The sequence below is a fragment of the Rhodococcus koreensis genome, from assembly GCF_017068375.1.
Classification (GTDB): domain Bacteria; phylum Actinomycetota; class Actinomycetes; order Mycobacteriales; family Mycobacteriaceae; genus Rhodococcus_F; species Rhodococcus_F koreensis.
The window spans coordinates 7,612,460-7,626,148 of the sequence record NZ_CP070609.1 but is presented as its reverse complement, the minus strand read 5'-3'; the positions used below and the strand labels follow the sequence as shown (position 1 = coordinate 7,626,148).

Sequence of the window (13,689 nt, the reverse complement as noted above, 5' to 3'; positions counted from 1 at the left end):
CCCGCCGGTCAGTACCGCGGTCCACGACGGCCCAGCGGTACGCGTAACACGGCATCCGTTCCACCCTCCGCCCCCGGGTGCAGACCCAGCGAACCGTTCAGTTCGGCGGCCACCAGGGTCCGGACGATCTGCAGACCGAGCCGGTCGGACCGCTCGAGGCTGAAACCGGGCGGCAGTCCCCTGCCGTTGTCGTGAATCACGACGTCCAGCCAGCGCGCCGACCGTTCCGCCCTCATCGTGACGGTGCCCGCGGCGCCCGGTTCGAAGGCGTGCTCGATCGCGTTCTGCACGAGTTCGGTCAGCACCATCACCAGCGGTGTGGCCCGCTCCGCGGAGAACACCCCGAAGCTGCCCTCCCGGCGGACCTTGATCGGGGTGCTCACCGTCGCCACATCGGACAGGATCGGCACGAGCCGGTCGACGACCTCGTCGAGGTTCACCTCCTCGTCCACCGACATCGACAGCGTGTCGTGCACGAGGGCGATCGACGTGACGCGGCGCACCGATTCGCTGAGCGCCTGACGGGCCTCCTCGTTGTTGGTGCGGCGGGCCTGCAACCGCAGCAACGCCGCCACGGTCTGCAGATTGTTCTTCACCCGGTGATGGATCTCGCGGATCGTCGCATCCTTGCTGAGCAGGGCACGATCCCGCCTCTTCACCTCCGTGACGTCCCGCACGACGACGGCGGCGCCGACCCGCTTGCCGCCGGGTTTGAGTACCAGGGCCCGCAGCAGGACGGTCGCTCCCCGGGCCTCGATCTCCATGCGGCGGCCCGGCTTGTCGGCGATCGTGTCGCGGATGTATCCGGCGACCTCCTGCGACTCGAACGGATCCGTCACGAGTGATCGTGTGGTGGCGGCGAGGTTCTGGCCGATCAGGTCCGAGCTCAGACCCATCCGGTGGTACGCCGACAGCGCGTTCGGACTCGCGTAGACCACGCTGCCGTCGGTGTCCAGGCGGATGAAGCCGTCGCCGGCGCGGGGGCTCGAGTTAGTGTCCGAGCGGGCCTCACGGATCGGGAACGTGCCGTCGCTGATCATCTGGCACAGGTCCTCCGCGCAGTCGAGATACGCCACCTCGAGCGGACTCTGCGCCCGCTGGTGCGACAGGTTGGTGTCGCGGCTCAGGACGGCGATCACCTCGCCGTTCCACCGCACCGGGACCGCGTCGCCGCGCGGCGGCAGACCCGCGTGCCCGCCGCCGTCCTCGGGGCGCACGACGTTGCCCTCCAGCAGCGCCTGCAGCACCTGCGGGTGTTCCGACTCCGACACGACGGTCCCGACGACGTCCTCCGGGAACGCGGTCGACGCGGTGGTGGGCCTGCAGTGCGCGACGCAGATCACGGTGCCGGTCGGGTTGGTGACCGCGGAGTCCGCTCCGACCCACAGCAGAACGTCCGCGAAGGAGAGGTCGGCGAGCAACTGCCATTCGCCGACGACGCGCTGGAGGTGGTCGACGGCCTCGCCGGGCAGGTCGGTGTGTTCGGCGAGCAGATCGCTCAGGGTCGACATCGTGGGGTGTGTCAGTCAGCTCAGGAGATGACCGCGATCAGGTCGCCCTGCTGGATCACGTCGCCGACCTTGACGTCCACGGAGGTGACCGTGCCGGGTTCTTCGGCGATGACGGGGATCTCCATCTTCATCGACTCGAGGATGACGAGGGTGTCGCCTTCCTTCACCTCGTCACCCGCGCTCACCACAACCTGATACACCGTCGAAACCATTTCGGCGCGCACGTCTTCTGCCATTGTGATCCTTCACTCCCGGGTGTCGAGAAAGCCCTGTTGCAAGGACACCCAACCACACGTGGAAGACTGTGGTGAAAAGAAGGGAGATCTACTCATGGGTAAGCGTGGTCGCAAGAAGCGCAGTCGCAAGGGCAACGCCGCAAACCACGGCAAGCGTCCCAACGCCTGACGCGCCGTAGAACGCACCAGGGGCCGGAAAGCAGCGATGCTTTCCGGCCCCTGATTGCTGTTCTGACGGGTTACGACTCGGGTTCGGTATTCGTGATGAGGATCGTCCGCCGCAACTCGATGGAGAGCCTCTGACGCAGGCTCTCGGGTGCGTGCTCACCGCCGCACTTGCGGTTCACGAGGCTCTTGACCTTCTCCTCGATGCCGTACGCCTCGAGGCACGACCCGCACTCGTCGAGGTGCCGCTGCAGCCGCGCCCGCGAGGCCTCGTCGCATTCACTGTCCAGCATCAGCCAGACGTCCGCGATGACGGCGGAGCAGTCGAGCTGCTCGAATTCGTCCTGCTCGCTCACCGAGAAACCTCCTGCTCCGCACTCACTACACTGTCGCCGGCCACCTCGTCGGTGCCGCCACGGTTGAATCCTCGTTCGCGTGCGACGTCGGCGAGCAGACCCCGGAGCTGCTTGCGCCCGCGGTGCAGTCGCGACATCACGGTCCCGATCGGGGTGCCCATGATCTCGGCGATCTCCTTGTAGGGAAAGCCCTCGACATCGGCGTAGTAGACGGCCATCCGGAACTCCTCGGGCAGGGCCTGAAGGGCTTCCTTGATGTCGTCGTCGGGGAGCGCGTCCAGTGCCTCGACCTCGGCGGACCGCAGCCCGGTCGACGAATGCTCCGCCGTCGCCGCCAGCTGCCAGTCGGTGATCTCGTCGGTCGGGTACTGCGCGGGCTGCCGCTGCTTCTTGCGGTACGAGTTGATGTACGTGTTCGTGAGAATCCGGTACAGCCACGCCTTGAGGTTGGTGCCCTCGCGGAACGACCGGAACGCCGTGTAGGCCTTCACGTACGTTTCCTGCACGAGGTCCTCGGCGTCCGCCGGGTTCCGGGTCATCCTCAGAGCAGCGCCGTACAGCTGATCCAGAAGTGGGAGCGCATCCCTTTCGAAACGCGCGATCAACTCGTCCTGTGGCTCGGCCTTCTCTGCCGTCGGACGGTCATGTTCCTGCACGCTGATCCCTTCGGTCGCCGTGGGCGTCAACGTTACCGCCAACTGCAGACGCGACGTGGGCTCGATTACCGAGGACATCACGATACGGACCACTCCCTTCGATGCACGGGTCTTCTGCAGGTACCAACACGACTCCCGCCCGCGGTGTTCCCGCACCGCGTGGCAGAGTGTTCGTCCATGGCCGGAACTGCCACTCCCGCGACGAAGTTGCTCGTCACACAGCGCATCGACCACACCGTGCACAGCTACGCGCACGACGAGCGGGCGGAGTCGTACGGTTCGGAGGCCGTCGACGCGCTGGGCGAGACGGTCGGCGTCACCGCCCACCAGGTGTTCAAGACGCTCGTGATCAAACTCGACACGGGCAAGCTGGCGGTGGCGGTCCTGCCGGTGCCGGAGAAACTGTCCCTGAAGGCGGCGGCCGCGGCGCTGGGCGCAGGCAAGGCCGTGATGGCGGACCGCACCGAGGCCGAGCGCTCCACCGGTTACGTGTTCGGCGGCATCTCCCCGCTCGGACAGCGGAAAACACTTCCGACGGTCGTCGACGCGTCGGCGCTCGACTGGGACCGGGTGCTGTGCAGCGCGGGCAGGCGCGGACTCGAGATCGAACTCGCACCCGCCGATCTGGTGCGGCTCAGCGGAGCTGTCACCGCGGCGGTCACAGCAGGCTGATCTGCTCCCCCACCTGCGCGTCGTCGCGACCGGCCGCGTCGGGGTCGAGGAGTTCCGGACCGTTGTTCTTCACGCTGTTCACCAGCGTGGACACCCGCCGGACCGTGATGTCGGCGATGGCGTCGGGTGACACCTCGAGCAGGTCCGTGGACGCGGGGTGCTCGGGATCGAGCCACGCGGCCCAGCGGTCGCGGGGCATCACGAGCGGCATCCGGTCGTGCACGTTCTCGAGCTGGGCGGCGGAGTCGACCGTGATGATGCTGCAGCTCAGGACGGGCGGCGACTCCTCGACCGCGGGATCGTGCCAGACCGACCACAGCCCGGCCATGTACAGGCGCGAGCCGTCCTCCGGCGACATGTAGTACGGAATCTTCTTCGCCTTGCCCGCCTTCTTCCCGGCGGCCGCCGGCTCGGTCTCGGTCTGCCACTCGTACCAGCCGTCCATCGGCACGAGGCAGCGCTTGTACTTGAACGAGGTCCGGAAGGCGGGCTTGTTGTCGACCGAATCCGCCCGGGCGTTGAACAGCACCGGGCCCTTGCCGAGCTCCTTCGTCCACGACGGCACGAGACCCCACCGCATCCGCCGGATCCGACGGGCGTCGTGCCGGTCGACCACCGTGAGGACCTGCGTGGTGGGCGCCACGTTGAAGTCGGGCGGACTCTCGTCCTCGCCGGCCTCGTTGATCGCGTCGAGGTCGGCCGCGAGTGTCGCCGGATTCGCAGTGGTCGCATACCTGCCGCACATGCCCACCAGAGTGGCACGAACCACCGACACCCGCGACACGCCGCCCACCCCGCCCGGCGACCCGCCCGATAGGCGAAGATGGAGACCGTGAGCCTGAGCCTGTGGAACGCCCCCCGTGCCGAAGCGCCCGTCGTCGCGACGGTCGCCCTCCCCGGATCGAAGTCGATCACCAATCGCGCGCTGATCCTCGCCGCACTCGCGGACGCTCCGTCCACCCTCACCGGGGCACTGCGCAGCCGGGACACCGACCTCATGATCGACGCACTCCGGACGCTGGGGATCGGCATCGAGACGGCCGGCGCCGACACGACGCTGCGGGTCACTCCCGGACGCCTCCGGGGCGGTGCGGTCGACTGCGGCCTGGCGGGCACCGTCATGCGGTTCCTTCCGCCGGTCGCCGCGCTCGCCGAGGGAACGGTCGACTTCGACGGCGACGAGCAGGCGCGTACCCGCCCGCTCGACACGATCCTGAACGCGCTGCGCGGTCTCGGCGCGGACATCGACGGCGACTCCCTGCCGTTCACCGTCCGCGGCGCGGGCTCCCTGCGCGGTGGCCGGGTCACGATCGACGCGTCCGGTTCTTCGCAGTTCGTGTCCGGGCTGCTGCTGTCTGCCGCCGCGTTCGACGAGGGCGTCACGGTTCATCACGACGGCAAGACGGTCCCGTCGATGCCGCACATCGACATGACGGTCGAGATGCTGCGCGAGTCGGGTGTCGAGGTCTCCACCCCGGCGACGGGCGGGGAGGCCGACACGTGGCGGGTGAGCCCCGGTCCGGTGCGGGCCGTCGACCGGGTGATCGAGCCCGACCTGTCGAATGCCACCGCCTTCCTCGCCGCCGCCGCCGTCACCGGCGGTGAGGTGACCGTTCCGCTGTGGCCTGCCGAGACGACGCAGCCCGGCGACGCGATTCGCGAGATCCTGCTGGCGATGGGCGCCGACGTCCGGCGGGACGGGGCGAACCTCACCGTCCGCGGCCCCCAGCAGCTGACCGGCATCGACATCGACCTGCACGACGTCGGCGAACTCACCCCGACCGTCGCGGCGCTCGCGGCACTCGCGGACGGCCCGTCCCGCCTGCGCGGCATCGCGCATCTGCGCGGACACGAGACCGACCGGCTGGCCGCGCTCGCGCACGAGATCAACTCGCTCGGCGGAAACGTCACCGAGACCGAGGACGGCCTCACGATCGTGCCCGCCGACCTGCACGGCGGGAGGTGGCGTTCCTACGCCGACCACCGGATGGCGACGGCCGGAGCCATCGTCGGGCTGCGGGTCGACGGCATCGAGATCGAGGACATCGACACCACGGCGAAGACGCTGCCCGGTTTCGAGAACCTGTGGGCCACAATGCTGTCCGCGGCTGCGGGCACCGGTCGGAAGGCGAGCTTCTGAGTCGCAGGCAGTACGACGAGTCCGACGTCCGGGTGCGCCCGGGCCGAGGAACGCGCCCGCGCACGAAAACCCGGCCGGAGCACCTCGCCGCCGAGTCGGCGATGGTCGTCGCCGTCGACCGCGGCCGGTGGGGTTGCGTTCTGGGCGGCGACCCCGAGCGTCCCCTTGTCACCATGCGCGCCCGCGAACTGGGCCGCACCCCCATCGTGGTGGGCGACGAGGTGAGCGTCGTCGGCGATCTGTCCGGCAAACCCGACACCCTGGCGCGGATCGTGCGGGTGGCCGAGCGCGCCACGGTGCTGCGGCGCACCGCCGACGACACCGACCCGTACGAGCGGATCGTGGTGGCCAACGCGCAGCAGTTGCTGATCGTCGTGGCGCTCGCCGACCCGCCGCCGCGGACGGGATTCGTCGAACGCGCGCTCGTCGCCGCGTACGCGGGCGGGCTGAGCCCCATCGTGTGCCTGACGAAGAGCGACCTCGAGCCGCCCGAGGAGTTCGCGAGCGCGTTCGCCGACCTCGACGTCCCCGTGGTCGTGGCAGGCCGCGACGATCCGGTCGACGAGGTCCTGTCCATGCTGTCCGGCAGGCTCACCGCGCTGATCGGGCATTCGGGGGTCGGGAAGTCGACTCTCGTCAACCGTCTCGTGCCCGACGCCGACCGGGCCGTCGGCGTGGTGTCCGGCGTGGGCAAGGGCCGGCACACGTCCACGCAATCGGTCGCGCTGCCGCTCCCGTCGGGCGGCTGGGTGATCGACACCCCGGGCATCCGGTCGTTCGGACTGGCCCACATCTCCCCGGAGAACGTGGTTGCCGCGTTCTCCGATCTGGCCGCGGCCATCGAGGACTGCCCGCGAGGGTGTACCCACCTCGGCCCGCCCGCGGACCCCGAATGCGCGCTCGACCACCTCGAGGGCAAGGCCGCCAAACGCGTCGACGCGGTCCGTCACCTCCTCACGGCCATCGCGTCCAACGAGGCCTGGTGAGGGACGAACCGCGCCGTGGCGGAACTGTCTAGCGGGAAAGCAGCGCGCGCAGACCGCGACGCTTGCGGGTGCGCTTGATCGCGGAACTCAACCCCTGACGGCGGCCGGTCACGGGATCGATTGTCGCCGTGGTGTTTCCACCGAACTTGCGCTCCGACGCCGTCTCCGGCGCGTCGTCCGTGGTCGCCTTGAGGTACTTGTTCGGCAACGACAGCTTGGCGATGGTGCGCCACGACTTCGCGTACTGCACCAGGAACGGGCCGGAGGTGTACGGCAAGTCGTACTTCTCGCACAACTCCCGCACCCGGACGGCGATCTCCGCGTAGCGGTTGCTCGGCAGGTCGGGGAACAGGTGGTGCTCGATCTGGTAGCTCAGGTTGCCGGACATGAAGTCCATCAGCCTGCCGCCGTCGATGTTCGCGCTACCGAGCATCTGGCGCAGGTACCACTCGGGCTGCGTCTCGTTGTCGATGTCGGCCTTCGTGAACTTCTCGGCGCCGTCCGGGAAGTGCCCGCAGAAGATGATCGCGTTGGTCCACACGTTGCGGATCATGTTCGCGGCGATATTGGCAGTGAGCGTGCTCTTCCACGCGGGACCGGTGACCGCGGGGTGGATCACGTAGTCCTTGAGGATCTGCTTGCCGATCTTCTCGCCGACCTCGCGAAGCTTGCGCTGGGTTTCCTCGCTCGGTACGCGCCCCTTGGCGACCTTGCCGAGTTCGAGGTGCTGCGCCGCGATGCCGTACTCGAAGAACAGCGCCAGCAGGGTGTTGTAGAGGAGATTGCCGGTATTGAACGGCTTCCACCGCTGGTCACGTGTGACGCGCAGCAGTCCGTATCCGACGTCGTCGTCCATGCCGAGGACGTTGGTGTACTTGTGGTGGATGTAGTTGTGCGTCTGCTTCCAGTGAGCGGACGGTCCCGTCACGTCCCACTCCCACGAGGTGGAGTGGATCTCCGGATCGTTCATCCAGTCCCACTGGCCGTGCATGACGTTGTGGCCGAGTTCCATGTTCTCGATGATCTTCGAGAGGGAGAGCAAGGCCGTGCCCGCCAGCCAGGCAGGGCGCCGCTTGCTCGCGAACAGCACTGCGCGGCCGCCGATCTCGAGTCCACGCTGCAACCTGATGGTGTTCCGCACGTAGCGCGCGTCGCGCTCCCCGCGAGATTCTTCGATATCGCGGCGGATCGCATCCAACTCGCGCCCGAGCGCCTCGACATCGGCTTCGGTGAGATGTGCGTATTCCTTGACATCTGCAATCGCCATGGGGGACCTCCTCCTGGCTGGGTCGACAGTTCACACCGGATAGGCGCTGACATGACCTACCGTACCGTAAGTTACGACACCGTAGGTTACTTGAGTGTAGGTGTGAGTGAAATCACCGACGACGGCGCGAGATCTTGGCCTCCGCGTGGGCGCGCAGCGCCGACAGCAGACCCCGGCGCTGTCCGGTCACGGGATCCGTGCGCAGCGTCTCGACCATCGCGGCACCCGCGTCGCGAGCATCGCGGAACTTCCGTTCCGAGGACGTCTCGGGGGCGTCGTCCGCCGTCGCGCGCAGGAAGCGGTCGGGCAGGGCGAGTTTGTGGATCGTGCGCAGGGCCAGCAGGTACTGCTTGGCGAGCGACCCCGTGGTGTAGGGGAGGTCGTACTTCTCGCACAGCGCCCGCACTTTCACGGCGATCTCCGGGTACCGGTTGCTCGGCAGATCGGGGAACAGATGATGCTCGATCTGGTAGCTGAGATTCCCGCTCATGAAACCCATGATCTTGCCGGAGTCGAAGTTGGCGCTGCCGAGCATCTGCCGGAGGTACCACTCGTGCCGGGTCTCGTTCTCGTATTCGTCCACGGTGAACTTCTCGGCACCGTCCGGGAAGTGCCCACAGAAGATCACCACATACGCCCACAGGTTCCGCACGAGATTGGCGGTGGTGTTCGCCGTCAGCGTCGACTTCCACGCCGGTCCCGCGAGCACCGGGAACAGGAGGAAGTCCTTGCCGACCTGACGGAAGATCTTGCGGGCGAAATCCTTGTTGGCCTGCGAGTTGAGCTGCCCCTTCTCCGCGCCCTCCAACTCGGCCGCGAACGTGAGGTCGTGGAGCGCGATCCCCCACTCGAACGTGGCGGCCAGGACGATGTTGGCGAACGGCTGCAGCAGGTTGATCGGCCGCCACTCCTCGTCGCGGGTCATCCGGAGGATGCCGAAACCGACGTCGGAATCCATTCCCACGATGTTGGTGAACGTGTGATGGGAGTAGTTGTGGGCCCGCTTCCAGTGCTCGGACGGGCCGGTCTGGTCCCACTCCCACGACATCGAGTGGATCTCCGGATCGTTCATCCAGTCCCACTGGCCGTGCATCACGTTGTGGCCGAGTTCCATGTTCTCGATGATCTTCGAGAGGGAGAGCATCGCGGTGCCCGCCAGCCAGGCCGGCCGGTACCGGCTCCCGAACAGTGCGAGCCGGCCACCGAGCTCCAGCAGTCGTTGCGCCCTGATGGCCCGGCGGATGTATCGGGCGTCGCGGACGCCGCGCGAATCCTCCACGTCGAGCCGGATCGCATCCAACTCACGCCCGAGCGATTCGATGTCCGCTTCGGTCAGATGCGCGAACTCTTTGATGTCGGTGATCGCCACCGTGCTCCTCCGTCTGGTGAGAGTCCGAGAATAGCGGAGTCAGGTGAACAACACGCTCACGCTCACGCGTCGAGCGTGCAGTCCCCTGCCGCCGCCGAGATACAAGTCTGGACTCGGTCACCTTCGGCATGCTGCTTGCCGGACCTCAGGTCGATAGCGTGCCCGGCGAGGATCGGCACGACACAGGTCTGGCAGATCCCCATCCGGCAACCGAACGGCATGAGCGCCCCGACCTGCTCACCGGCCTCGAGGAGAGTGGTGGCACCGTCGATCGTGACGGTCTTGTCGGCCTTGGCGAACGTCACCGTTCCGCCCTCGCCGGACGTGTCCGCGCGGGAGACGGCGAAACGCTCGAGGTGCAGCTTGCCCTCGATGTTCTCGTCGCGCCACAGCGTCTCGATCTCGTCGAGCATCGGCAGCGGCCCGCAAGCCCACGTCTGCCGTTCGCGCCAGTCCGGGCACACCTCGTCGAGCGAGGACAACGCGAACTTGCCCTGGCTGCGGGTGAGCTGGATCTTGCACCGGAAGTCGTCGTGCTCCTCGTGGAGCTGGGTGAGTTCGTCGGCGAACATCACGTCGGCGTCGGTGGGCGCCGAGTGGACATGGAAGACGTCGGGGAGCTGGCCGCGCCGGTTCATCGTGCGCAGCATCGCCATGACGGGAGTGATGCCACTGCCCGCGGTGAGGAACAGGATGCGCTGCGGCGGCGGGTCGGGCAACGCGAAGTTGCCCGTGGGCGTCGCGAGCCGGACGATCGTCCCGGACGGCACACCGTTGACGAGGTGACTCGACAGGAATCCCTCAGGCATCGCCTTGACTGCGATGGAGATGCGCTTGTCGTCCCAGTTCGGCGGCGAGGTGAGGGAGTACGAACGCCAGTGCCAGCGTCCGTCGATGTGCAGGCCGATGCCGATGTACTGGCCGGGCTCGTAGTCGAAGTCGAATCCCCAGCCCGGCTTGATGACGATCGTGGCGGAGTCCGCCGTCTCCGCGCGCACGTCCACGATCTGTCCACGCAGCTCGCGGGCGGACCACAGCGGGTTGGCCAGGTGCAGGTAGTCGTCGGGCAGCAACGGCGTCGTCAGACGTGCCGCCGCACCGCGCAACCAATTGAGCTTGGACCGCTTGGCGGGCACGACCGCTGCTGCGGGCGCCTCGATCCAATCCTTCAGACCCATCCGACCTCCACCTTTTCCGTCACGACCTACGCTACCGTAGGTTTTCAAGTTACGGTACCGTAGGTTACCCCAAGGTAAGAGGACGCACCGGTCAGAGCAGTTCGAGCAGGAACGGAAGCTCCTGGGTGGCGTACCACGCCAGAACGTGATCCTCGGCGTCACCGAGAACGAACTCGGCGTCCGGATCCCCGAGATCCGCCTCGTCGATCGCCGACACGGCCCGTTCGATGTCGCGCTCGGCCTCCGCGAGGTCCACGTGCACCGACGCGACCCGGCCGATAGTCACCGGACCGGGCAACCGGACGACGGCGTCGTCGAGGTCCGGACGGGGTGTCACGTCGTCGATGTCCGCGGCGACCACGGCGCGGCGGAAGCGGACCCCGTCGCGCCCGCTCTCCCCCACCCGGCCCGCGATCAGACGCAGCGACGCCCGGGCGGCCTCGGCCATCGCGACCTCGGCCAGTTCGTCGTCGTCGCCCGACGAGTACGCCTCGCGGAGCGTGGCGGTGACGGCGAAGGCGGTACGGCTCATCGGATCGAACTCCTGGTCGGCGACGAGCCGCTGCAGGATCTCGATCGTCGCGGGAACGTACACCCTCGTCATGCGTCACCCGTCATTCGCACCGCGGACTTCTCACCGGCTGGCATCCAACAACTCCTCGAGAGATTCGTACAGCAGCGCCGCCACCACGTCCACGTCGGCCATGGCGTCACGGTCTGCATTCAAACCGTAGTAGACGTTGCCGTCGTAGGACGTGAGGCCGATGCTCAAAGTCTGGTTTTTCAGCAGGGGCGACACCGGGTACATCTCGAGCATCCGCGCTCCCCCGACGTACAACGGCATCTGCGGACCCGGAGCATTGGTGATCATCAGATTGAACATGCGCTGCGAGAAGCTGCTCGCGACACGGGCACTCATCGCGTGCAGCGTGGCGGGCGCGAACCCCGACAACCGCACCAGGGTCTCCGCGGTGACCCGCTGACTCTGCTTCGCGTGCGCCTCCATGGCGTGCGCCACGTGCGACAGCCGCACCACCGCGTTCGGTTCCCCGACCGGCAGGTCGATGAGGAAGGACGACACCATGCTCCGCGGATCCGCCCACTCGCCGCGGCGGGACGCCTCGTCGTCGGCCTCGGGATCCGTCGCGTACACGGACATCGGGACCATGGCCCGGACCGTGGTCGACTCGGCCACCGGTTCACCGCGGGACAGCAGCCAGTACCGCATCGCACCCGACACGACGGCGAGGATGACGTCGTTGACCTCGCACCCGTACTGCGCGCGGATCTTCCGGTAGTCGCCCAGTTCGGTCTTGACCACCGCGAACCGCCGATTGCGGGAGATCGTCGCATTGAGCGGACTCGACGGCGCCACCTGCGTCGCGGTGCGGACCACGGCGGCGAGCTTACCGACGGTGCGCACGGTCTCGCCGAGCGCAGACGCCATGTCACCCAACGTCATCCGCAGCGCGGCCAGACCCTCGCCCGGCCTCGACACCATCTCCGCCAGCGCCCCCGCGATGAGAGTGGACTCACTGGGGGCGGGGCTCGGCATCCACAGTTCCTCGGCCATCGGCCGCCGGGTCTTCGCCGGGTCCAGGATCACCTGACCGATCTCGAGCGCCGTCTCGCCGTCGACCAGCGAGGAATGAGACTTCGTGAAGATCGCGAAGCGGTTGTTCGACAACCCCTCCACCAGATACATCTCCCACAGGGGACGCGTGTTGTCGAGGGGCCGGGACGTGAGCCGTGCGACCAGGTCGTGCAACTGGGCGTCCGATCCGGGCTTCGGCAGCGCCGACCGCCGGACGTGGTACTCGATGTCGAAGTCCTGGTCGTCCACCCACACCGGCCGCGACAGTCCCAGCGCCACCTCCCGCACCTTTTGCCGGTAGCGCGGCACCAGGCTCAACCGCTCCTCGACCAGGCTCAGTAATTCCTCGTAGGACAACCCGTTTCGCGGCTTCCGGAAGATCGCCAGCGATCCCACGTGCATCGGCGTACTGCTCGCCTCGAGGAAGTAGAACGATGCATCCTGCGTAGTCAGTCTCGTCACCATGTCGGCGCCTGTCCCCCTTGCATCCCGTCTCGATCCACCTCGAGAAGTATCGCTATCTCGTCCGCCGTGGCCGCGCCGTCGACGTGGTGGATGCCCACCATCCCGACAGCCACTGCGCCCCGGACGTTGGCCGGCAGGTCGTCGACGAAGATACAGTCGCCCGGCTCCAGACCGAGCGCGCCGGCCGTCAGCCGGTAGATCCGCGGATCAGGTTTGGCGACACCGACATCCCCGGACAGCACGACCTGATCGACCAGCCGGCCGTCGCCGAGTTCCCGCAACCACTGCGCGCCGGGACCGCCGGGATCGTTGCTGAGGATCGCGGTCCGCACACCACGGGTCCGGGCACCGGCGAGGACGGACGACAGGCCGTCCATGTCCGAACCGGGACCCGCGAGAACTCCGCCGAAGTCCAATATCAATCCCCGCACGTCCCCACCCTAGGGTCCGCTCCACGGTTCGGCGACACGAGTCCGCTCCGCGGTACGGCGACACGACGCCGGGATCCGTGCGATTATGACCGCTACGACGGCTGTCTCATGCCGAAACCGGGGGGTAAGAAATGAGTGAGTCCTACACGTTCCTGTCACGGGTGCCGCGCTTCGAGCCGGCGGCCGGCGACGACGCCGCGCCGATCCTGCCGGGAGGTTCGGCGGCGCAGTCGGGTGCGCGGCACCCGCTCGGGCACGGCAGACACCGGTCGTCGCCGCACTCGGGGGCGTCGCCGCGCACCGCCGCGACGCACCCGGGAACACTGCCGATTCCGTCGCCGGACGTTCAGCGGTTCACGGAGCAGGCGTTCCGGCTCGTTCTCGAAGTGCTGGATCGGCGGCGCAACGTCCGGCAACTGCGGCCGCTGGTGGCGCCGTCGCTCGTCGACGTGGTGCGCACGTTCGCGCTCGCGGAGTCGCCTGCCCGGCGACTCGGTGTGGCGGCGCTCGTCCGCGTGCATCTGCGCGCGGTGGAGCCCTGCGTCTTCGAGGCCTTCGGCACGTACGGCCGGGGGCCACGGATCTTCGTGATCGCTGCCCGTGTCGAACAACAGTCCGACACGGGCTGGACCGTCACCTCGCTGGTGATCGGCTGATCGTCCC

The 13,689-nt window shown here is 67.9% G+C and carries 16 protein-coding genes; 5 read left to right on the top strand and 11 right to left on the bottom strand.

The annotated features are described in order from the left end of the window. Positions 1 to 8: 8 nt before the first annotated feature. Positions 9 to 1,511: a sensor histidine kinase gene (locus tag JWS14_RS34485; RefSeq protein WP_206015232.1), complete on the bottom strand. Its 1,503-nt coding sequence runs from the start codon at positions 1,509 to 1,511 to the stop codon at positions 9 to 11. 20 nt (positions 1,512 to 1,531) lie between these two features. Further along, positions 1,532 to 1,747 (bottom strand): biotin/lipoyl-binding carrier protein, encoded by a 216-nt coding sequence (locus tag JWS14_RS34480; RefSeq protein WP_005240095.1) that lies wholly within the window; start codon positions 1,745 to 1,747, stop codon positions 1,532 to 1,534. A gap of 94 nt (positions 1,748 to 1,841) precedes the next feature. Between JWS14_RS34480 and JWS14_RS51850 the strand changes: the two genes are divergently transcribed. Further along, positions 1,842 to 1,916, top strand: a complete 75-nt coding sequence (locus JWS14_RS51850; protein WP_022597109.1) for a 50S ribosomal protein bL37 — start codon at positions 1,842 to 1,844, stop codon at positions 1,914 to 1,916. Between the two features lie 70 nt (positions 1,917 to 1,986). Here the strand turns inward: JWS14_RS51850 and rsrA are convergent, their stop codons facing one another. Together rsrA and JWS14_RS34470 are read right to left on the bottom strand one after the other, a co-directional pair. Then, positions 1,987 to 2,268 carry a mycothiol system anti-sigma-R factor gene (gene rsrA, locus JWS14_RS34475; RefSeq protein WP_072937642.1) on the bottom strand — a complete coding sequence of 94 codons (282 nt, stop codon included), beginning with the start codon at positions 2,266 to 2,268 and terminating at the stop codon, positions 1,987 to 1,989. Continuing rightward, complete coding sequence (locus JWS14_RS34470; RefSeq protein ID WP_072937788.1) at positions 2,265 to 3,002, bottom strand: sigma-70 family RNA polymerase sigma factor; 738 nt, start codon at positions 3,000 to 3,002, stop codon at positions 2,265 to 2,267. Before JWS14_RS34470 ends, rsrA begins: the two co-directional genes overlap by 4 nt. A 99-nt stretch (positions 3,003 to 3,101) precedes the next feature. Between JWS14_RS34470 and ybaK the strand changes: the two genes are divergently transcribed. Then, positions 3,102 to 3,596, top strand: a complete 495-nt coding sequence (gene ybaK, locus JWS14_RS34465; protein WP_072937787.1) for a Cys-tRNA(Pro) deacylase — start codon at positions 3,102 to 3,104, stop codon at positions 3,594 to 3,596. Here ybaK and JWS14_RS34460 read toward each other — a convergent pair. Beyond that, on the bottom strand, positions 3,583 to 4,341 hold the full coding sequence (locus JWS14_RS34460; RefSeq protein WP_072937641.1) for an SOS response-associated peptidase: 759 nt from the start codon (positions 4,339 to 4,341) through the stop codon (positions 3,583 to 3,585). The two genes, ybaK and JWS14_RS34460, sit on opposite strands and share 14 nt — an antisense overlap. 78 nt (positions 4,342 to 4,419) lie before the next feature. Between JWS14_RS34460 and aroA the strand changes: the two genes are divergently transcribed. Both aroA and rsgA read left to right on the top strand, forming a co-directional pair. Next, positions 4,420 to 5,736: a 3-phosphoshikimate 1-carboxyvinyltransferase gene (gene aroA, locus JWS14_RS34455; RefSeq protein WP_206015231.1), complete on the top strand. Its 1,317-nt coding sequence runs from the start codon at positions 4,420 to 4,422 to the stop codon at positions 5,734 to 5,736. Continuing rightward, positions 5,682 to 6,722, top strand: coding sequence for a ribosome small subunit-dependent GTPase A (gene rsgA / locus JWS14_RS34450; RefSeq protein ID WP_083395563.1), 1,041 nt, complete (start codon positions 5,682 to 5,684; stop codon positions 6,720 to 6,722). The genes aroA and rsgA overlap by 55 nt, the downstream gene beginning before the upstream one ends. A gap of 28 nt (positions 6,723 to 6,750) precedes the next feature. On the opposite strand, the gene JWS14_RS34445 is transcribed toward rsgA, so the two are convergent. The 6 genes from JWS14_RS34445 to JWS14_RS34420 form a co-directional block, all read right to left on the bottom strand. After that, positions 6,751 to 7,989, bottom strand: a complete 1,239-nt coding sequence (locus tag JWS14_RS34445; protein WP_072937639.1) for a fatty acid desaturase family protein — start codon at positions 7,987 to 7,989, stop codon at positions 6,751 to 6,753. Positions 7,990 to 8,101: 112 nt separating this feature from the next. Then, on the bottom strand, positions 8,102 to 9,358 hold the full coding sequence (locus JWS14_RS34440) for a fatty acid desaturase family protein (RefSeq protein ID WP_072937638.1): 1,257 nt from the start codon (positions 9,356 to 9,358) through the stop codon (positions 8,102 to 8,104). Positions 9,359 to 9,420: 62 nt separating this feature from the next. Beyond that, positions 9,421 to 10,536: a ferredoxin reductase gene (locus JWS14_RS34435; protein WP_072937637.1), complete on the bottom strand. Its 1,116-nt coding sequence runs from the start codon at positions 10,534 to 10,536 to the stop codon at positions 9,421 to 9,423. A 91-nt stretch (positions 10,537 to 10,627) separates the two neighbouring features. Next, positions 10,628 to 11,140: a DUF6912 family protein gene (locus tag JWS14_RS34430; protein ID WP_206015230.1), complete on the bottom strand. Its 513-nt coding sequence runs from the start codon at positions 11,138 to 11,140 to the stop codon at positions 10,628 to 10,630. A 30-nt stretch (positions 11,141 to 11,170) separates the two neighbouring features. After that, the gene (locus JWS14_RS34425; RefSeq protein WP_087556692.1) at positions 11,171 to 12,595 is read right to left on the bottom strand and encodes a WS/DGAT/MGAT family O-acyltransferase; all 1,425 of its coding nucleotides are present in this window, start codon (positions 12,593 to 12,595) and stop codon (positions 11,171 to 11,173) included. After that, entirely contained in the window at positions 12,589 to 13,026 is a 438-nt protein-coding gene (locus JWS14_RS34420) for an HAD-IA family hydrolase (RefSeq protein WP_095860849.1), read from the bottom strand. The genes JWS14_RS34425 and JWS14_RS34420 overlap by 7 nt, the downstream gene beginning before the upstream one ends. Positions 13,027 to 13,157: 131 nt before the next feature. Here JWS14_RS34420 and JWS14_RS34415 point away from each other — a divergent pair, with 131 nt between their 5' ends. Then, on the top strand, positions 13,158 to 13,682 hold the full coding sequence (locus JWS14_RS34415; protein ID WP_206015229.1) for an Rv3235 family protein: 525 nt from the start codon (positions 13,158 to 13,160) through the stop codon (positions 13,680 to 13,682). Positions 13,683 to 13,689 lie beyond the last annotated feature (7 nt).

Excerpts from the sequence above, each read along its gene's own strand:
- JWS14_RS34470 (WP_072937788.1), bottom strand. The coding sequence starts at position 3,002 with ATGTCCTCGGTAATCGAGCCCACGTCGCGTCTGCAGTTGGCGGTAACG.
- JWS14_RS34425 (WP_087556692.1), bottom strand. The coding sequence starts at position 12,595 with ATGGTGACGAGACTGACTACGCAGGATGCATCGTTCTACTTCCTCGAG.
- JWS14_RS34445 (WP_072937639.1), bottom strand. The coding sequence starts at position 7,989 with ATGGCGATTGCAGATGTCAAGGAATACGCACATCTCACCGAAGCCGAT.
- JWS14_RS34460 (WP_072937641.1), bottom strand. The coding sequence starts at position 4,341 with ATGTGCGGCAGGTATGCGACCACTGCGAATCCGGCGACACTCGCGGCC.
- aroA (WP_206015231.1), top strand. The coding sequence starts at position 4,420 with ATGGAGACCGTGAGCCTGAGCCTGTGGAACGCCCCCCGTGCCGAAGCG.
- JWS14_RS34435 (WP_072937637.1), bottom strand. The coding sequence starts at position 10,536 with ATGGGTCTGAAGGATTGGATCGAGGCGCCCGCAGCAGCGGTCGTGCCC.
- JWS14_RS34415 (WP_206015229.1), top strand. The coding sequence starts at position 13,158 with ATGAGTGAGTCCTACACGTTCCTGTCACGGGTGCCGCGCTTCGAGCCG.
- JWS14_RS34430 (WP_206015230.1), bottom strand. The coding sequence starts at position 11,140 with ATGACGAGGGTGTACGTTCCCGCGACGATCGAGATCCTGCAGCGGCTC.
- ybaK (WP_072937787.1), top strand. The coding sequence starts at position 3,102 with ATGGCCGGAACTGCCACTCCCGCGACGAAGTTGCTCGTCACACAGCGC.
- JWS14_RS34480 (WP_005240095.1), bottom strand. The coding sequence starts at position 1,747 with ATGGCAGAAGACGTGCGCGCCGAAATGGTTTCGACGGTGTATCAGGTT.
- JWS14_RS34485 (WP_206015232.1), bottom strand. The coding sequence starts at position 1,511 with ATGTCGACCCTGAGCGATCTGCTCGCCGAACACACCGACCTGCCCGGC.